Source organism: Paenibacillus sp. GQ49, from assembly GCF_059759055.1.
In genome coordinates, this window is sequence record NZ_JCAXEL010000003.1 from 395535 (window position 1) to 416271 (window position 20737).

General features: G+C 44.6%; 11 protein-coding genes. 10 read left to right on the top strand and 1 reads right to left on the bottom strand.

Features of this window, described 5'->3' with window-relative positions; genetic code table 11:
- The first annotated feature begins 67 nt into the window (after nucleotides 1–67).
- Both AC6CIF_RS08840 and metK read left to right on the top strand, forming a co-directional pair.
- Entirely contained in the window at nucleotides 68–340 is a 273-nt protein-coding gene (locus AC6CIF_RS08840) for an alpha/beta-type small acid-soluble spore protein (RefSeq protein ID WP_017691962.1), read from the top strand.
- 256 nt (nucleotides 341–596) lie between these two features.
- Nucleotides 597–1799 (top strand): methionine adenosyltransferase, encoded by a 1203-nt coding sequence (gene metK, locus AC6CIF_RS08845; protein ID WP_105600112.1) that lies wholly within the window; start codon nucleotides 597–599, stop codon nucleotides 1797–1799.
- 62 nt (nucleotides 1800–1861) lie between these two features.
- On the opposite strand, the gene AC6CIF_RS08850 is transcribed toward metK, so the two are convergent.
- Nucleotides 1862–2080 (bottom strand): Rpn/YhgA-type helix-turn-helix domain-containing protein, encoded by a 219-nt coding sequence (locus AC6CIF_RS08850; RefSeq protein ID WP_498199210.1) that lies wholly within the window; start codon nucleotides 2078–2080, stop codon nucleotides 1862–1864.
- A 143-nt stretch (nucleotides 2081–2223) separates the two neighbouring features.
- Here AC6CIF_RS08850 and AC6CIF_RS08855 point away from each other — a divergent pair, with 143 nt between their 5' ends.
- The 8 genes from AC6CIF_RS08855 to AC6CIF_RS08890 all read left to right on the top strand — a co-directional run bounded on the left by AC6CIF_RS08855 (nucleotide 2224) and on the right by AC6CIF_RS08890 (nucleotide 20628).
- The gene (locus AC6CIF_RS08855) at nucleotides 2224–6012 is read left to right on the top strand and encodes an S-layer homology domain-containing protein (protein WP_498199108.1); all 3789 of its coding nucleotides are present in this window, start codon (nucleotides 2224–2226) and stop codon (nucleotides 6010–6012) included.
- Nucleotides 6013–6396: 384 nt separating this feature from the next.
- Entirely contained in the window at nucleotides 6397–9696 is a 3300-nt protein-coding gene (locus AC6CIF_RS08860) for an RHS repeat domain-containing protein (RefSeq protein ID WP_498199109.1), read from the top strand.
- Between the two features lie 31 nt (nucleotides 9697–9727).
- Nucleotides 9728–14521 carry an RHS repeat-associated core domain-containing protein gene (locus AC6CIF_RS08865; protein ID WP_498199111.1) on the top strand — a complete coding sequence of 1598 codons (4794 nt, stop codon included), beginning with the start codon at nucleotides 9728–9730 and terminating at the stop codon, nucleotides 14519–14521.
- A gap of 1 nt (nucleotide 14522) precedes the next feature.
- Nucleotides 14523–14873, top strand: a complete 351-nt coding sequence (locus tag AC6CIF_RS08870) for a hypothetical protein (RefSeq protein WP_339179861.1) — start codon at nucleotides 14523–14525, stop codon at nucleotides 14871–14873.
- Between the two features lie 13 nt (nucleotides 14874–14886).
- Nucleotides 14887–15471, top strand: a complete 585-nt coding sequence (locus tag AC6CIF_RS08875; RefSeq protein ID WP_498199113.1) for a hypothetical protein — start codon at nucleotides 14887–14889, stop codon at nucleotides 15469–15471.
- Between the two features lie 495 nt (nucleotides 15472–15966).
- Nucleotides 15967–18690: a stalk domain-containing protein gene (locus tag AC6CIF_RS08880; protein ID WP_498199115.1), complete on the top strand. Its 2724-nt coding sequence runs from the start codon at nucleotides 15967–15969 to the stop codon at nucleotides 18688–18690.
- 47 nt (nucleotides 18691–18737) lie between these two features.
- Nucleotides 18738–19898 carry a sensor histidine kinase gene (locus AC6CIF_RS08885; protein ID WP_036612500.1) on the top strand — a complete coding sequence of 387 codons (1161 nt, stop codon included), beginning with the start codon at nucleotides 18738–18740 and terminating at the stop codon, nucleotides 19896–19898.
- 7 nt (nucleotides 19899–19905) lie between these two features.
- Nucleotides 19906–20628, top strand: coding sequence for a response regulator transcription factor (locus AC6CIF_RS08890; RefSeq protein ID WP_026081439.1), 723 nt, complete (start codon nucleotides 19906–19908; stop codon nucleotides 20626–20628).
- Nucleotides 20629–20737: the final 109 nt, after the last annotated feature.

Consider the following 20737-nt stretch of genomic DNA (forward strand, 5'->3'; position numbering starts at 1 on the left):
GGCTAGCTGACCTTGTTCCTGCTCACTCTATAACTGTTGATAATCAATTAATGGAGGTGCAGGAACCATGGCTAGAAGCAATCGCAAAGTGGTACCCGAAAGTCGTCAAATGCTGGATCAGATGAAGTATGAGATTGCTGCAGAGTTTGGTCTCAATGTAGGTTATGGGGGCAGAGGTTTGGCTGGTGCGGATACAGAATTTGGATCTGAACTGGGTGAAGTGAGTGACCACTCGTATGGGCAATACAAAGGGTGGGGACATCTGACTTCCCGCGAGAATGGATCCGTTGGTGGAGAGATCACCAAGAGGCTAATTCGCCAGGCAGAGCAGCACTTATAGGGCATTTTCCTTCCCCCAATTCGTTTGACACGTCTTGACAAATACGTTAAGATGGCATTTGAGGTATGCAACCTTTTCCACTAGGGAAAGGTTGATTTTCGTTTGAGGCAATTACCTGAAAAATCCTTATCTTCGCAACTGCGGACCCCTGCGTCCTTATTCCATTTTGGAAAGCTTCGAGGGTACAGTGAACGAATCGCTGTCATGTTTTGTTCGGGCAATCGCCATACTACTAGTTATGGGAGGTTGAAACTTCATGTCTGTTAAAGGCCGGCATCTATTTACATCGGAGTCTGTAACCGAAGGACATCCGGATAAAATCTGCGATCAGATCTCAGACGCCGTATTGGATGCGTTTCTTGCAAACGACCCCAATGCTCGCGTAGCTTGCGAAGTTTCCGTAGCCACAGGCTTAGTGCTTGTCATCGGTGAAATCAGTTCAGCTTCTGAATACGTGGACATTCCGTCCATCGTTCGTAATACAATTAAGGATATTGGCTACACACGTGCCAAGTTCGGTTTTGATTATAACACTTGTGCAGTTCTGACTTCTCTGAATGAGCAGTCTGCTGATATTGCCCAAGGCGTTAACGCAGCGCTTGAGAACCGTGACCCGGAACAAGTCGCTCGTGAAACAGAAAACATTGGTGCAGGTGACCAAGGTCTGATGTTCGGTTTTGCAACGAACGAAACACCGGAACTCATGCCTTTGCCAATCGCATTGTCCCACCGTATCGCTCGCCGTCTGGCGGAAGTGCGTAAGAACGGTACATTGGAATATCTTCGTCCGGATGGTAAAACTCAAGTAACGATTGAATACGACGGTGACAAGCCGGTACGTGTGGATACAATCGTTGTGTCTACTCAGCATGCTGAAGAGACTACACTGGAGCAGATCCAAAAAGACATCAAAGAACATGTAATCTTGCCTGTCGTTCCAGCTGAATTGCTGGATGAGCAGACTAAATATTTCATCAACCCAACAGGACGTTTCGTTATTGGCGGACCTCAGGGAGATGCAGGCCTCACTGGACGTAAAATCATCGTAGATACCTACGGCGGTTATGCACGTCATGGCGGTGGCGCGTTCTCTGGTAAAGATCCGACAAAAGTAGACCGCTCCGCAGCATATGCGGCTCGTTACGTAGCGAAAAACCTTGTAGCTGCAGGTCTTGCAGACAAAGTGGAAATCCAGCTCGCTTACGCGATTGGTGTAGCCAACCCGGTATCGATCAACGTGGATACATACGGAACTGGCAAAGTCAGCGAAGAGAAATTGGTTGAGCTTGTTCGCAACAATTTCGATCTTCGTCCGGCTGGCATCATCCGTATGCTGGATCTGCGTCGCCCAATCTACAAACAAACCGCTGCTTACGGTCACTTCGGCCGTACAGACCTGGATGTACCTTGGGAGCAAGTGGACAAAGTTGACCTTTTGAAAACTCAAGCAGGTCTGTAAGCTAGATTCAAATAGAAAAGAAGCCCTTGATTCCGATAAGGAATCAGGGGCTTTTTTTGTCGTTACGATTCTTTTTGTAACTTTAAGACTTCTGCCTCCGATAGACCAGAGGCTTCAATGATAACGGAAAGATCAACACCCATTTTTATCATTTTTGTAGCGATCTTGATTGCTTTTGTGTGTTCCCCTTCTGCGAAAGCCCCTTCTCTAATTGAGGCTTCATCATGCAGATATCTCTGCCGGGCTTCATATAGCTGGCGTACCTCTGCATCCTGAATGATTTACTTCACAGCGAGAAGAGATATAACGAAGAAATAATACCAAAATAACCCTTTTTCCTAATTGAAACACATCGTTTTGCCGAAATACATAATGAGGTCTGTACATCAGACAGGAGAAGAAATTCAGATAAGGGGGAAGATCAGTGAAATTGAAGAGAATTGCCAAAAAAGGCATGCTCGGAATCTTGATCGTTATGCTGACGGCTCAAGGTTGGCTTACGGGTTGGAGTGGAGTTGAGCAGGGAGCATATGCGGCCAATGAATTAAGTGCAAATGGAATAACGAACACTGTTCCTGCTGTGAAAGGAACGAATGTGGATAGTTCAGTACCATTCGTTATTGATTTTGATAAACCTGTTCAGAAGGCACCTGGTACACAAAGTTCAATCTTGATTAAGCGTTTGGATGATAATACAACGATGGGTTCGGTACTGGTATCCAGTGACCAAGTCGTGATTGATCCCACACCACCGATTACAGACCCTACGACACCCGATGCGGGGGACAGCACACCTGTACCAGCTAATGGCCTACGAGTGACGATTACACTGGGCAAGGACAAGGTTCTACCGGGAGCAACATACTACGTAGAGATAGATAATAAATCATTTGTTTACGCGGACAATACTCCATTTCCGGGCCTGACTAACAAAGAGTGGACCTTCAGTACTCTGGGGCTAGGCTCAACTTCCCTTGTGAGTAGAATTCCTGATAACGCAGCAATGGTATCCCCTTCAACTAAGGTAGTGATGACATTCGATAAGCCGGTGACCGCAGGCAGAGGGAATCTCACTATTTATCAGGGAAGAGTCGGAGGTACTGTATTTGAGCAGATTCCAGTAACCGCAGGACCCTCTCGAATTACAGGTTTTGGAACAAATACGATTACGATCGTTCCCACGAATAACTGGAACAACAACACTACATATTACATCGTAATGCCAGAAGGTTTCTTGAGGGATAGAAATGAGAATGATATCAGTGCAATTAGTGGGAATGTTTGGGGATTTAATGTCATATCCGATCCGACATCCCTTATGGTATCTACTGTATCTCCCACAAACGGTGCTACCAATGCACCTTTAACGGGGAATTTAACAGTTACGTTTAACAAAGAACTTGATCCGAATTACATTCAGAATGTAACACTCAAAAAATCAAATGGAGCAACCGTTGCATCTAAGACAATCATTAATAGTGCAAACAGTAGACAATTGCTTATTACACCTACGAACGCATTGGATAGCAACACGAACTATGTGGTGGATATTCCCGCCAATACGTTTCGTGATAAAGCAGGCAATGCATTCACAGGTCTGAATGGGTCCACATCATGGGCTTTTAAAACATTAAGCCTTGATACAACTCCGCCTGTACTGAAGACGGCTAAGATGCATAGCAATAACACCATTCGCCTGACGTATGACAAGTGGCTGAACAGCACCAATTCGCTGAGTAGTACTTACGCCGTAACGGTGAATGGGGAGAAGAGAAACGTCAGCTCCACTTATATTTCGGGTGACAGTGTATATGTTGTCTTGGATACGGGTGTAGCGGTAGGACAGGTTGTGCGTATCGCTTATGCGCCGGGTACTACAGGTAATCGTCTCACAGATCAGTCTTCCAATGCTGCGGCTGCTTTTGGCGCTCGGGATGTAGAGAATGGTCTAGATTCTGTCATGTCCAAGCCGCGAGAAGGTAACGTGTATTACAGTACAATTACGTTGTACTACCCTGAGACGGTATATATCACTTCAAGTGATGCAGCAAGACAATTCAGCGTAACTGCGGATCAGTCTGCTGTAGGCGTTAATAGCATATCAGTCAATGGCAGTTCTGTCGTAACATTGAATCTTAGTCGGTCAATTACGGATGGTGAAGTCGTTCGGGTTGCATACACGCCAGGTTCATGGCCTGTAAAAGATACACGTGGACAGGCTCTTGCTGGATTCAGCGGTTTCTATGTCCGCAATTCAATTGATACCAAACCACCTGAGTTTAAGAGTGCTGAGGTGAGTGGTAACAAGTTATGGATGCGTTACAATGAACCACTGAACACGACGAATAAACCGCTCAACAGCCAATATTCTGTTCTGGTCGATGGTAAGCCAGTCTTCGTTAATGATTCTGAGATCGAAAATGATCTGGTCACGTTAACGCTGGCTTCAGCGGTGAAGGATACACAAAATATATCGTTATCATATGTACCTGGAGCATTGCGATTAACGGATCTGAACAATAACCCAGCAGGATATCTCAATCTGACTCCAGTAACGTACACATATGGAAATGGCAAAATCCTGTCGGCTACGCTTCAGGGAGACACGGTTCAAATTAATTTCCGTGATTCAATCCAGTCCCAGGCTGCACTAACAGCATCTCAGTTCAGTGTAGTGATTGGTAATTCAACCACAACTGTATTGTCTGCTTCAGCTTCTGGCTCTGTGGTGACGTTGAAAGTGGATACTTCAGCAGTAACATCGACAGCTACTCAGACGGGAACGGTGAGTTATGTACCTGGGGCAGTGCCGTTGCGGGATGCGTCGAATGCCACGATAACAGCATTTGGCCCACTTACGTTACAACAGACGAATAATAGTTCGAACAATAATCAGTCGGGAAACCGTCCTTCCTGGTTGGCAGAATTGGATGCATCGAGCTATGGTCAGTCTTTACTTGTGATGAATAACACTACGGCTTCTGCTGTATCTGCGATGTCCCACTATAATCGCCCGACTCGTCAATTCAACGTGGATGCAACCAAGTTGATTCAGTCCTTTGAATACGCTGGAGCAAACGGGAAATTGACTCAGCCGGTGGTATTTGAGATTCCGGACAGTGAATCGGCTGCGTATGTTGGATTCCCATTAAATGCACTGACTCAGATTGCTGCAAGTTATCGCACCGGTACCATTGGTGTGAAGTATGGAGATCGTCTTTGGACGGTGCCACTGTCTAATTTAGATATGGCGGCTATGAGTCGGAGTGTAGGAACGCCAAACACAATTACAACGACAGGAGCAGCGGTTCCATCCTTATACGTTCAGTTAGAGACGGTACCTGTGTCTTCATCAGGAACGATGGAAGGCTTGATTGCAGGTGCAGGAGCGCAGAAACTTGCGAATTATACGGATGTGTACCTGTTTGCCAGTAATGGTACGACCGATCAACGTGTGGAGCAGAAAATGAAAAGTCAGTTATCCATGCAATTACCAGTAGGTACTTCTACAGTAACATCTGGATTCACTTATATTGATCCAGTTACCTTCATGTTATCGAACGTACCTAGCTCGTTTAAAAATACACCAGGAAGTGTCGTTGTCCAAGGACAACTGAATGGTAATCAATCGGTAGTCCCGGTCAACCATATTGTTAATTATCCGGATACCACATCACACTGGGCAAGTGCAGTCATTAAGGAACTCTCTGCCAAATGGATTATTAATGCACCAAATGGCTCTTACTATCGACCGAATGAGAATATTTCGCGTGCAGAATTCGCTGAATTGGTCGCCAGAGGTCTGGGTTTAAATGGAGAACCAACCGCAGCGAGTCGTTTCAGGGATGTCCGCAGTGGAAGTATGACAAGTGCCTATATCGGTGCTGCTGCTGAAGCGGGAATCATTACAGGGAATACCGATGGTACGTTTAAGCCGGATCGCCCCATTACGCGTGAGCAGATGGCACTTATGATGGTACGTGCTATGAACTACGGTGGTAACACGGTCTCTCTTCAATCTTCGGCTGCTTCCACTCTATCCAAGTTCAAGGACAGTAACAAAATCCAGTCCAAGGATTCTGTTGCCAAAGCGGTGCAGGAGGGAATTATTCAAGGCATGACAGCCAGAACATTCGAACCTCAGGGAAATGCAACTCGTGCACAGGCAGCAGTCATGTTGAAACGGGTTTTGGACAATTTAGGATATCTATAAGGCACACCATAACTATTTAACTATAATAGTAATCTTATTCATCCAGAGCTAGAGGATAAAGATGTGTAATTAGTAGGGACACTTCAAGGAAGCACATTTCTTGAGGTGTTCCTTTTTTGTTCTAAGGATGTAGGCTCTGGCTTACGTCTTAAGTTAAATGCAAAGATACTGCAACCCTCGTTGTCGGGGTTATCTTTTCATGTTAAATAAGTATGCTTGACTTCTTGTTATCTGAGATTTAAGAGTAGAATAGTCCCTATAAATAAGGACCATTCTACTATTACCTAAAATAAGGTAAATACCGATAATCATTTATTAGACTCCATTTATATATCTGTTAAGGAATTGAATGGAGAAAAATCATAAAGGAGGAATACAAATTTCATGAGTTTAAGAAAAAGTTTTATTGTTTTTCTGATGGCTTTGTTGTTGATTGGAACCATGTATCCAACTAGCAGTTATGCGCTTTCCGATCAATCGGATGCCATAATAACGACTGAAAGTAGCGCTGAGAATGTCGATGTTTTTATGGAGGAATCAGCTGTAACAGACGACGAGTATCTAGATCTTATTGATCCGGATATCCACGAAGAACCAGAAGGTGTAGACGAAGATGTGGAAGATGTAGATGATGCACAGACCGTAACTGAGGATACGTACGAAGAAGATTTTTTTACTCCTCAAGCTATGGCATTTGCCGAAGAGCAAGTTATAGTTATGTATCCTGGTGATTCCTATAGCTTCACTAATAATGGAACTCGCTCAAGATCCTTGAGCACAGATGCTGCGACATCGAGAAGCAGTTCTTATGATTATGCTGTTTATAAAGCAGATGGAAGTGTTTCAACGGATAACATGAATTCGACTAGTAGCTTATCCGTAGGAGCAGGATACACCGCTGTCGTGACTTCAAGTGGGAGCAATGCATTTACAGTAACAATACCTGCTGAATTTACTTATAGTGTATCTGCGAATCCTGCCTTACATAGAGCGACCTTGTCCAAAGGTGAGAGCTATCGGTTCGTCAATGAAGGAACACAAACGAGAGCTGTTAGTGCGGATACCTCCACAGCTCAAGACCGGAGATATGACTATGCAAACTACAATGAAGATGGAAGCCTTTCTAGTTCGAATTTTGAATCAACCGGCAAACCATACTTAGGGGGAGGAAACGAGATCATCTTTACGGGGGCCGGAGCACAGCCTGTCACCGTTGGACTTCCTTACGAAGTATATACCGGTGAATGGAGTGATGAGCCAGCCTATACGCGTACGACTCTACATCAGGGCGAGAGCTACCAGTTCACCAACATCAGTTCCAAATCAGATGCGCTCCAAAGTGATGGTTCCACCAAAGATAAGCATGACTATGTCGTTTATCTTCCAAATGGAACAGAAAGTTCTACAGGGACGAATACATCCACTAAGCCTACTGTAGCAGCAGGAAGAACCGCTGTTGTAACCTTGGTTACAGCAACGCCTGTAACATATGGTGTACCCTATCGGACATTTGATGTCCAAAAAGCAGGTGGTGATGCGATTACTCGAATCACTGTATATCCTGGAGAATCTATGATTTTTAGTAATAATGGTTCGTTGGCCAATCCGATTAAAAACAATGCAAGCAGTACCAATGGAGCCGTTTTTGATTATGTTCTTTATACAGCAGAAAACGTTGTTCATTCGGATGGATTCAACAAAAATACCAATCCGATCATTCGCTCACAGGGTTACGCAGTCGTGACCGTAGCTGGGCAAGTCCCAATTGAGTTTAGTTACACGGACGATTTCTCGGTTGAAGAAAGCATGGAACCTGCATACCATCGCGTGACACTCAAACAGGGAGAAAGCGTGACATTTTGGAATAACAGTACCGATCGGGAATATCTAGACAGTGATGCTTCCACCACCCAAGGGCGGATATTTGATTACGTCACCTATTATCCGGATGGCACAGAACGGAGTACAAGAAAAGCAACAGCGGTTGAACCTGTTGTTTTTTATGGAAATAAAGCAGTGGTCACGGGTGTATCCGCTCAACCTGTAACCATAGGTGCGATTTACACCATTTTTGATGTGGAGGATCGACCAAATGAAGCACTAAGTAAGATTACCGTGTCACCAGGCCAATCGGTCAAATTCCATAATGGGGGTTCACTTAGTAACCCAATTCGGAGTAACGCCAAGTCGGTAAGTGCTCTATATGATGTCGTGGTGTATAAAGCAGACGGTAGAGCACATAGTGACAAGTTCAATAACAATGGTAGTCTCGCTACAATACCAGCCGGTGGTGAAGCCATTGTTACCGTAGGGGGAAGTACACCTGTGTTATTTGAATACACGGATGATTTCTCGGTAGTGGATAGCCAGGAACCGGCTTATCTGCGCGTGACATTGAACAAAGGTGAAAGCTATGCCTTCACCAATACAAGTTCGGATTCGGAAAGGCTCCGAAATGATGCTTCCAGCAGCGCGGGGCGGGTGTATGATTACACGATTTACAACGTAGATGGAACAGAGTCAAGTAGTAGAACAGCAATAGCGATCGAGCCTCTTGTCCTGGGTGTTAAAAAAATTGTCGTTACTAACGTCTCCGATCAACCCATTACGTATGGTGGGATTTACCGTGTTTTCCGTGGACAAGATGATCAAGTCCCTTCACCAAAATCGGAAATCACAGTCAACCAAGGGCAGAGTGCAGTATTTACGAATCCGAGTTCGGAACCGGCACAGCTTAATCGGATTGGAGTAACCAATTCCATTGTGGATTTTGTGGTCTACGAAGCAAACAATAAATATTTGTATTTAGTGGTAGGTTCAAGTCTTGAAACATGGGATATTCCAGCGGGTGGAACGCTTGTCATCACTGTAATATCTCCAGAACCGGTAACGATTCAATATAACGTTCCTGTGACAGCCAGTCCCAGTCAGGAGCCTGCACTTATCAAACAGAGTGTGGAGCCAAATAGCACGGTGTTGTTCTCAAACACATCATCTTATTCGTCATTGCTCTTTACATCTCATACAGAAGGATTAACCTATGATTACGTTATCCGGAACCAGAACCAAGTGATTGTTAAGGAAGGTGAGAATACGGTAGGATCACAACACATACCTGGAAAGTCTGATATTCAGTTGCATAATGTGTCATCCCAAACGCTGAAATTTGTAGCTGCTTACCGCCATTTTACGGTCAAGGAAGCGGAAGTGGAGTTTCTGACTTTGTATGAAAATACAGAAACGGAGCTTCCCGCAGTTCAGCAAGGGAATGTGTACTACCGTTTTAGTCCTTATAGCTCTGACAAGTATCGGATTGCGATAAAGGAATCAGGTGATTTTTCCATTGAACCTCGGATCGAATTGTATTCAGATAAGGAACTGAGTATTCCGGTAGCTTCTTCATTAGAGCAAGAACAGGTATATGGTGAGCAATATACAATTCTTGAATGGGAGCTTCAAGGTGGACAGAATTATTATCTCAAGCTAAGTGAAAAGGATGAAAAACCGATTCAGGGAGCCATAAAAGCAGCATGGATGAACATTCGTAATGACAATAACTATGAGTATGGCTATGGCAATCAATTGCTTAAAGTCGTTCTATTTACAGGAGATCAAATTGTGTTTGAGTATGATCGCAACGGTAATTTAACGAAACGAACGAAAAAGATTTTCCCATTTAATTAGTGATTGTCTAAATCTAGGTTGAGGTGATGGAGTGTTTAAGAAAATAACGATTATTTGGTTATGCGTGATATTGGTTCTTAGTGGGTTCGGTTCTTTTGGATATGGAGGACAAGCAGCAGCGGCGGCAGAAGGTAGGGATTCACTCCCTTCCGCTACCTACATTACAATCCATAGTTTAAAAGAGCAATTTGGTATTAAAGAAGATTGGATTGAGAAAAAACTAGATCAAGGTTACTCGCTGTACCAGTTGTATAAAGCTTTACAGACAGATCGCACAGGTGGCGAGGCTGCTGAGAAATGGCTAGAAGCACAAGAAATAAGTGAACCGATCCAAATGGAGGGGCTACGCCCTTCCGGATCATCACAGCAAAACAACTTCTCGATTAATGCTCTTAATGAGGATGCTCCAGGTACAGGAACAACCGTGGACGAAACTGGACTTAACCATGTAGATATCCGAGATGACGCATCGCTTTATATGACGTCTTATGGAGCAGAATCCATCTCAACTGCTACAGGGGAAATGATGATTCAGAGTACTGACATTTCTCTACCTGGTCTCATTCCGTTTGATCTGACACGCGTCTATGACAGCGCTAGAGCGAGTGGACAGCTGGACGTTGAATATGACGAAACGACACAGACGTATTCCAATATAGTTACGCCACGCAAGGAAGAACTCTCTGCTGGATTGGGGCAAGGCTGGCGTTGGGACATTCCTTTCATGGAAAAGCGTGGCGATCATCAGTATATTCTGATTCCAGGCGTGGGCTATTACCGCTTAAACGCGAATCTGGAACTGGAAGGTTACGTATGGAATGACTTAACCGTTAAGCGAGATGCGACCGTGACTGTTAATGGCGTATCTAGCAGTTATCGTCTATCCATCCGTAACGGCTACGATTATCTATTTAATGAAGCCGGAGAACTGTTGCAAATTACAGATGGCTACCGGAATACCGTGAATTTTCAATATACGACATTGGATGGAAACCAAGTCATTACTAAAATTGAAAACAGTGAAGGTCAGGCGCTGACATTTGCTTATGACAACCTGAAGGTTACTGTACAGCTTGCAGGAACAGATCGGAAAGCAACGTACACGCAACGCGAGGACGAAGGCATTCGCATTTTGCGAGAATTCACGGATGCTCTCGACCGGACAACGACGTATACGTACTATTATCCGGAATCCAAATTCAATTTTCTGCCTGAGTTGCAAAGCAACCAAAATGCTCAAGGTGTGATGCATACAGCGCTGTTATCGCGTATTACAAGCCCTTCATCGGCTATAACGGATTATGCATATATTCCTGCACTGAAGCAGATCGGCGAAGGTTCCTCACATTTTGTATTCAAAGTAAGAGAGCGTAAGAGCCAGTTTAGTACAACGGAAGGCGAAGGCGTACTGGACAAGGTTAACTTTGAGTACTCTGGAGAAGATCTGGACACCTACGGTCAATCTGCAACATGGACAACGAAAGTGAAGGCAGAGCAAACTGTAGATACTTGGACATTCTCCAAAACGTTTAGCGCTGCAGCTCATCCAGATTTGGTTCGCGCAGATAAGCACACGTTAACTGGAGATGATGTGACTTACTCTACGGAGTTCCAGTATGATAACCAAACGAAGCGAAACCTTCCAACTCAAATGACAGAGTGGGTGAGCGAGAGCGGTCGTTCAGGCGAAAAGCTGACTACGACCATTAAGTATGATGCAAGCGGCATGGTGACCTCTAAAAAGCTTAGCACAGGGCAAGAATCCACCTATGCATACGAAACAGGCATAGCACCATATCACTGGATTAAGCCTGTGAGAGTCAGCACGAAGATTAATAGCACGTTGGAGCGCTATACTGAAACAACGTACAACAATCAAGGTTCCATGATGAGGACCAGCACCAAGAATGGATATGGCGGACAATTGCTTTCTGAATCGGAAGTGAAGCTTGATGACAAAGGACGTGTCATCAGCACAACCGACAAAGGTGGCACACTGGCCAAAGATCGTACGGCGACATTCAGTTATCATTCTAATGCTGGGCATTTAATGGGGTCGACATCAATTACAGTCCATGACGCTGCTGGCAAAGCAGAAAATCTTGTGGAGTCATATAGCTACACGTCTGCAGGTAAACTGGAAACGACAACTAATGCTGCAGGAGAACAGGAAACGAATCAATATGACCAAGCAGGACGACTTCTTCAAATCACGCATGCTGATGGCACGAAATCAACAACGACATATGATGATGAAAATAACATCATTATCAGCACGTCCCCAGACGGCATTTTGACTACCGAGCAGTACAATCCGCTAGGCTTGCTGGTGGAAGAGCAGACTGCTGATGCTACGTATAAATATGCCTATGACGGTAAAGGAAACGTTATTGCTTCGGAAGATTCGGAAGGCAATGTGACGAGATATTTGGTCAACGCGTTTGGACAGACGGTAGAGGCGCAATACCCAGATGGAACTACGGAGAAAACATCTGTTGATCCTGTCGGAAAAACCGTGACATATCAGGATGCTTCCGGGTATCAAACACGCGAGAAGAAAGATCTATTGGGACGCACGACAGCGGAAGAAGAATATCGGAACGGTGCATTTGTATCGTTGCAACAAAGCGAGTACGATTTAGAAGGGAACGTCACCACATCCATTGACGGTAACGGAGAACGAACAACATATACGTACGATGCACTGGGACATATCGCGACCGTGACAACGCCGAAGCAAGAAACAAGTCGTTATTTCTACAGTTATCTTGGACAGGTGACCCAAATCGTCTCTGCAAATGCGCAAACAGTTACCAAACAGTACGATGAATTGGGCCGCATCATCAAACAGACACCACCCATGCTGGATGGAGCTGCGACAACTTACTATTATGATAAGAAGAGTAATCTGGTTAAGATGCAGGATCGACTTGGGAAAGTAACAGAGTATACGTATAACAGTGACAATATGCTCACAGCTATGAAAGCACCAGATACGAATGTATCCTATACGTACGACGAGATTGGCCGCAGAACATCGATGACCGATGATCATGGAAAGACCACGTACAGTTATCGAGCAGCAGATGGGATGTTGAACGGACTGACGTTCCCGGATGGGACACGACTTGATTACGAAAACAATACCCAGCAACGTCTAGGGTATACCTTAACGGATGCCAAAGGACAATCCTTGCGCATTCACGGCGAAGTAGATGCCATGAATCGGGTAACCTCCATGGATATTACCTCGGGTTCGGGAGGGGCTTCTGCACTCGCAGCATCGGGGACGACGCCTGTGGATCGTATGACATTCAGTTATGCGTCCAATAGCTTGCTGGAGAAATTGTCGTTTGGCAAGGGTCTCAGCACAAGCTACCAGTTCAATGGCTATGACCTGTCGGGAATCACGATCTCTCAAGGGACATCTGCGGTGCAACAGTTCGCCTATGAATATGATGGTAATAAAAACATCACGTCTCGTACACAGAACGGGGAAACCGATCAATACACATACGATGAATTGAGCCGGATTCAGACCGAAACGGGGACACAAAAAGAAACGTATACTTATGACCCGAATGGTAACCGGTACAGTACCGGAAGTGGTAAGATATACGGTCTAAAGGATGCACAGTATACGTATGACAGCCAGAATCGTCTGATTAAAGCAACGGGTGAAGGCAAAACGGTAACCTACAGCTATAATGGAGATGGACTGTTGTATGAACGTACGGAAGGCGACCAAACGATTCGTTATTACTACGATGAAGAAGCCAAACTCATGGCTGAGGCCAGTGTAACTTCTGGAAAAGCAGAATTGACTTATGCTTACATCTATGATTTGTATGGACAACTGTGGGCACGTCAGGACAAGCAAACAGGCAAGCTGGAATACTACCAATTCAACGGTCACGGAGACGTGGTTGGACTCGTGGATGATGCCGGTCAAGTATTGAACCAGTATACGTATGATATCTGGGGTGGGCCATCAACGACGGAACAAACCGTACCGAATATACTTCGTTATGCTGGCGAGTATTGGGATGAAACGATAGGGTTACAGTATTTGCGAGCCCGATGGTACGATCCAGGCATGGGTCGATTCATTGGTGAGGATACGTACGAAGGTGAACTGAACGATCCACTGAGTTTGAATTTGTATTCGTATGTAAACAATAACCCGTTGAAGTACGTGGACCCTAGTGGGCACATGCCAAAAAATCTCTTAAACGGCTTCTTGAAGGACTTCTTGAATGGTAGGAATGATGGAACGAAATATACAGATTTACAATTATCCGATGCTGTGTTGAATGCTAATGGAGATAATCGAATATATTTAGCGTTCCATGAAATTGCCCAAATTCATACAGCAAAAGCAATACATTTAAAAACAGGCTTGAGCACAACTTTGGAATATCATATAGAACAAGAAATTGCATGGTGGCCTAATAAGCATTATTGGGTAGATATAGTAACATCAAACGGTCAAATGTGGGAATTAAAGGCCAGACGAGATGTTCCTTACGGTGATACTGACGGGTACTATGAAGATGCAGAAGAACAACTGACAAAATATCAATCTGTAAATGGAAAGCTTGTTAGGGGAGCGCAGTATCGAACAATAAAAGGAATAATTGTAGAAGGTGATTTATATATGGATATTGAATTTTTCGATAAAGGGAAGATATTCTACGAGTTCTATTTGGATTATGGTAATGGTAAAACTGTGTCAATGACAACTAGACAGGCAGAAAATTATGTGGATGCGAATCACTTGTACCCGCCTGAATTCAACTTTAAAACCAAAAAAAGGAGAAGGTAGTTTGACAACTAAACTAATTAGTTCCTTCCTTCTGATTCTGTTACAAATGGGGTGTAATATGGCTAATGAAAGTAATTTTGTATATGAAGCAACTTACGTAGTAGAAGTATTGGAAGCTTCTATAGAAAATAAGGGCTTTCCAAAATCAGAGATAGTCAGGATTGACAATTTTTTTGATATGGATCTTTTTAGAGAAGAGGAGAACAGAATTCAAGAAAAGTTGATGAGTGTCTATATGGCCTTTCTGGGAAAAACTAATTTTAAGAATATTGACTCTGACGAGAATAATAAGTTGTTTAAACAACTAATCATGGAGTTAAATGAAATCTATGTAGAATTAGAATCAATGTAATGGTGCGGTGGACATGTTGTATCCAACTATAGAGATGCCATTTGAATTCGCTCCCTTTTCAGTGATGTCCAAAACTGAAGCAGAGGAATATTATGAATGGTTCCTTTCGATCATCCCGCAAAGAATTGAATTATTACAGGAATATGTTGAATTATCTGGTTCTCATGTACAGCTGGATTTCAGTCAAGATTCTTTGATTTCTCTGTGGGAATGGTTTATTCCTAGAATTGAACAGAAAAAAATGACGATAGAAGAAATAAATGAAGAATTGGATCTAGTACCGGATTGGATGAGACCTGAAGTAGAACAAAATGTATTAAAGTTTAGTAGAGATACAGAAACTCAAATAATAGATATTGGAATTTATTTTAGCAGTGTATTGATACATTCATCCAGTAAATTGAAATGGACGGTAATTAATAAACCACGGAATCATGTTGATGTTAATCAACCCTTACTGGCTGGGACAGGGAAGATACGACTAAATCCAATTCGAGTCGTGGATGTATGTGCGGCAAGGGCTTTAAGTGATGTTGGAAATATAAACATGTTAAATGATCTTTATGTTTGGTGGAGAGAAAAATTGTTGAATCACTGAACATACTAGGGCTTGTATAGTTCATAAAAGTCTTCCAAAATGTCAGAGAATATGAAATGTTGTAATAATTGTACCCTATAGTGTGGACTTACTTAAAAAGTCCAACTATGGGGTGATTTTTTATTGAAATATACATATCTATTAAGCTATTTGTAATTCCCTTACAATTAGATAAAGGGAAAAAGAAGTATCCTTATATAGGAACGGGAACCTTTTTGAACATTACCTAGATTCTCACTATGGAAGATTTTAAGAACTATCATTCATTTATCAAGATTACCAACCAATACATGGATTTTTGTTAGGTCCAGAAACGATTATTCGTGACAAGTCATTTAACCAATATATACCTCAAAGTTAGCTATGGGCGTAACTTTTTCCACAAAAAGCAGTCTATTAATAGAAGAGTATACTAGAGATCTCGCTATCTCTGCCTACTTGGCAGTGTTCGTGATGTCTAAGATTGATATACAAGATGGGAGAGACGTTTCAGACATGCTGGGGAAACATGGGAAACAGCTGGAAGACGTTAAGGGCAGTAAGGTGAAGAAATGGGCGATTGTGACGCTGGCGGGTGTGATCTGGATTGCACCGGTGATGAGCGCAGGCGGGCAGATGTGGTCTGGCACTTCGTGGCAATCGGTGGCCGCCGCAGCATCTACGAATACAAGCAAGTTGAGTGAAGAGATTCTGACTTCGGGTGCGAAGCTCATGAAATACAGATATACAACAACACGTTCCGGTTCCAAGGTCAACGTACTGGCGGATGTGATCCAGGTGGATCTGCAGAACCCGTATGTGAAGCTGGATGTAATGACAGGCAAGGGCGGTAATCTGAACAGTAAACAGAGCACAGGTGCCATGGCTAAGGAAAATGGTGCAGTAGCTGCTGTGAATGGCGATTACTTCAATGTTTCCGGGGAGCTCGCCCCAATCGGTGGACAGGTATCTGATGGCGTACTGGTCTCCACACCTTCTGAGCTGTCGGGCATGTATGCCCTCACGGTGACCAAGGATGGCAAGCCGATGATCGACGAATATTCTTTTGACGGAACAGTGAAGGCGCAGGATGGTTCAACATTTGCTTTGCGTGGGATAAATAAAGAGGATTATACAGTAGAGTCGGGTGCGGTAAAATACAGCCATGCCAATTCGATGTATATTTATACACCAGAATGGACTTCTACCAAACGTCCAAATGACCCTTCCACAACGCCGACAGAGGTTCTAGTACAGAACGGGGTAATTACCCAAATCTCGGATAAAAAAGCGTTAAACATGACGGTGCCGAAGGATGGGTACATTTTGCGTGCGCATGGAACAGCGGCGACATGGATCATGAGCCATCTATCTGTTGGGCAAACATTGGATGCGGATTACAAGTTGAAAGCCAAAACAACCGGGCAATCGGTTGATCCAAGTAACCTGGAGATGATGATTGGCGGTCATACGATTCTTGTGAACGGTGGAAAGGCAGCTTCCTTTTCACGTGATATCGCAACTTCTGGCATCGGTGGCATTCGTGCAAGAACGGCAGTAGGATACTCCCAGGATGGTCGGTATGTCTACATCATTGCAGCGGAGAAAAACAGTAACAGCAGCGGTATGTCGCTGACGGAACTGCAATCCTTTATGACCAGTGTGGGTGTCTGGAAAGGCATGAACCTGGACGGAGGCGGCTCCACAACGATGGTAACACGTCCGTTAGGTGAGCAGACCGCGGGTCTGACGTTCAACACAGAGTATGGCACCGAGCAACGTCAGGTTGTAAACACGCTGGGTGTGTTCTCTACGGCTCCTGCAGGTAAACTGAAGGGCTTTGCCGTGAGCGGCAACCAAACGTTGCTGGTGGGACAAGAGGGCAAGTACACAGCCAAAGGATATGACACCTACTACAACCCGATCGCAACAGGCGATATCAGCATGTCCTGGAAGTCCAGCAACAACAGTATCGTGAGTGTCAGCAACGGAACGATCAAAGGCGTGAAGCCGGGTACAGCAACCCTGACGGCAACGAGCAATGGAGCTTCATCCTCCATTAAAGTATCGGTACTGGGTGGAAGTGAATTGGCTTCCCTGACAGCAGGGTCGGGTCTTGGTTCGCTCAAAGCGGGCACAACGATATCGATTCCGGTGACGGCAACGACGAAGAACGGGCAAAGTGTCACGGTTCCGGCAGACTCGCTGACATGGGAATTTATCGGCTTCAAAGGTAAAGTGACTGCTGACCAATTAACCGTATCTTCCGTCAATTCCGGTGCACAAGTGGGATATGCGATTGGACGTTATGATGGTTACAGCACAGTCGTAGTACTCTCGGCATCTGCCAGCGAAACGATCTGGGAGAACTTCGAGAATGTGAATTATCCGATCAACTTCACGACGAACGCAGCGGGAGTAACGGGTACGGCAACCGTTACAGCAGGAACAGATGAGAAAGCCGGCTCCAATGTACTGCAACTCGGTTATGATATGACTGCTGGAACAGGCAAAATGTATGCTTATGCACAACTGAATGGCTCTACCGGTAGAGAGGTATCTGCCGCAGCTACATCGATGTCGATGGATGTTATGGGAGATAAGAGTCTGAACTGGCTGCGTGCCGAATTCACGGATGCCAATGGCAAAACGGTATATGCCGATCTCGCCAAGGCGATTGACTGGAACGGGTGGAAGAAGCTGAGCGTGGACCTGAATGGACTGAACATCGCCTATCCGGCGAAGCTGAAGCGGGTCTATGTGGTAAACGTGGAAGAAGGTCAGGATGAGCGTGCGAAATCAGGTACGGTTGCTTTTGACAACATCGCCTTCACGATGCCTTCCAAGTCCAGTGAAGTCGGATTACCTACGGGTACAGCTTCGCTTGTGCTTGGACAGAAATCAATGACGGTGAATGGAACGAAAAAAGCCATTGATGCAGCACCAGTCCTGAAAAATGGTACCACGTATGTGCCAATCAAACATGTTTTGGACGCTTTTGGTGGTCAGGCAAGCTGGGATAGCAAAAATCAGCGGATCACGGTATTGCGTGGTGGCAAGCTGATTGATCTGGTTGTAGGGCAGAAAGAATTCATTCTGAATGGTAAAAGACAGAGCGCAACTGTTGCACCATACGTAACGGGTGGTAGGACTTTAGTCCCGCTTAGACTCGTTTCCGAGCAACTTGGTCTGACTGTAAAATGGGAACAGAAAACGAAGACCGTTACCATCTCATCGTGATATGGTATGATATATACCGGAAACGATAGAAATGGAGTCGAACAAACGTGGATTTACAAGCCGATGCCATAGACCGCGTCATAAAAAACGCCATACAAGTCATGGAAAACAGCAAATATCAAATGTTCGAAATCATGGACTCGACCCGCGATGAGCTGAAAACCCTCAACGAGGAGTTAAAGTCGGTGCTGAAGGAGACGGCAGAAACGATCGAGAAAGTAGATCAATTGGAGCTGAACTACCGCCGTTCCCGGATCCGGCTGACGGAGGTTAGCCGTGACTTTGTCCGTTATTCCGAGCATGATATTAAGCAAGCGTATGAAAAGGCAACACAGCTGCAGCTGGATTTGATGATTTATCGTGAGAAGGAAATGTATCTGAAGGCCCGTCGGGATGATCTGCAGAAGCGTGCCAAAAATGTGGAAGCTTCTGTGGAGCGTGCCGAGACCATCGGTTCGCAAATGGGCGTTGTACTCGAGTACCTTTCGGGTGAACTGGGTCAAGTGACCCGGATTATTGAAAATGCCAAAAATCGACAAATGATTGGTTTGAAAATAATTTTGGCCCAGGAAGAAGAGCGGAAACGCATTGCTCGTGAGATTCATGACGGGCCTGCGCAGATGCTCGCCAATCTAGTGCTTAGGACGGAAATTGTAGAAAGAATGCTCATTAAGCAGGATTTTAAGATGGTCCAGGCCGAAATAGTAGATTTGAAAGGCCAGGTTCGTTCCAGTCTTGAAGAAATGAGAAAAGTAATTTTCAATCTGCGTCCTATGGCACTGGATGATCTGGGACTGATTCCAACGCTTCGGAAGTACGTGCAGGATTTTGAAGTAAAAACGAAAATCCGGTCGCTTTTTGAAACAAGAGGTAAAGAACACCGTTTATCTTCCGCGATGGAGGCAGCGATCTACCGCCTCGTGCAGGAAGGTCTGTCGAATGCTGCAAAGCATGCTTATCCCACATATGTAGTAGTGGAAATTACATATCAGGCTCAGCTCGTCAAAATTGTCGTTCAGGACAATGGGCTTGGGTTCAAACCGGAGCTTCTTGCGAAGAAAAGCAAGGATCATACCCACTTCGGTCTGATTGGGATGAGAGAACGGGTTGAACTGTTAGAAGGAAGAATAGAGATTGAATCCGGAGAAAATCAAGGAACCAAAATAGTAATTCATATCCCGACAAACGTGGATAAGGGGAAGGAGTAGCAGGATGATGGAAAACCGTGATACTGGTAAAGCATCAATTAAAGTTCTTTTGGCTGATGATCATCAGCTGTTCCGTGAGGGACTGAAACGCATTTTAAATATGGAGGACGACATTGAGGTCATCGGCGAGTGCGGCGATGGTATTCAAGTACTCGAATTCTGCAATCAGGATAAACCTGATATCGTATTGATGGATATTAACATGCCGATCGAAAACGGGGTTGAGGCAACGGAGAAATTGCGTGAACTGTTCCCTGATGTCAAAGTGATTATCTTGTCCATTCATGATGATGAAAGTTATGTATTTGAGACGCTTCGTAAAGGGGCTAACGGATACTTGTTGAAGGATATGGAGGCCGAGTCTCTGATCAATGCGATTCGTTCCGTGCATGAAGGACATGCGTTCATTCATCCGAAAGTAACGGGCAAACTGATCATGCAGCTGCGTCGTATGACGTATCTTAATGAAACAGGGGCAATGAGTGAAGGAGCTTCGAAGGAAGCAGGTGTTAAATTTGTCGCTGGCGACAACAACCCGCTCACACGTCGTGAGGCTGAAGTACTTCGCTTGATGGCAGAAGGTAAGAGCAACAAAATGATTGGTGAATTCCTGTTCATCAGTGAAAAAACGGTAAAAAACCATGTCAGCAGTATTCTGCAGAAGATGGAAGTGGACGACCGTACACAAGCTGTAATCAATTCGATTAAATATGGTTGGGTTACGCTCTAATACCTTATTTTTTCTTAAAGTAATATTCTTATCGGAAGTCAGTCCATTGGTTGATTCAACCTGATGAAGTATAGATTGGTGTACACTCGCGCCCTTTCCAGAATGTTGG

What these genes read in the sequence shown, in the direction of transcription:
- AC6CIF_RS08840 (WP_017691962.1), top strand. Translation starts at nt 68, where the DNA reads ATGGCTAGAAGCAATCGCAAAGTGGTACCCGAAAGTCGTCAAATGCTG.
- metK (WP_105600112.1), top strand. Translation starts at nt 597, where the DNA reads ATGTCTGTTAAAGGCCGGCATCTATTTACATCGGAGTCTGTAACCGAA.
- AC6CIF_RS08860 (WP_498199109.1), top strand. Translation starts at nt 6,397, where the DNA reads ATGAGTTTAAGAAAAAGTTTTATTGTTTTTCTGATGGCTTTGTTGTTG.
- AC6CIF_RS08875 (WP_498199113.1), top strand. Translation starts at nt 14,887, where the DNA reads ATGTTGTATCCAACTATAGAGATGCCATTTGAATTCGCTCCCTTTTCA.
- AC6CIF_RS08880 (WP_498199115.1), top strand. Translation starts at nt 15,967, where the DNA reads ATGCTGGGGAAACATGGGAAACAGCTGGAAGACGTTAAGGGCAGTAAG.
- AC6CIF_RS08890 (WP_026081439.1), top strand. Translation starts at nt 19,906, where the DNA reads ATGGAAAACCGTGATACTGGTAAAGCATCAATTAAAGTTCTTTTGGCT.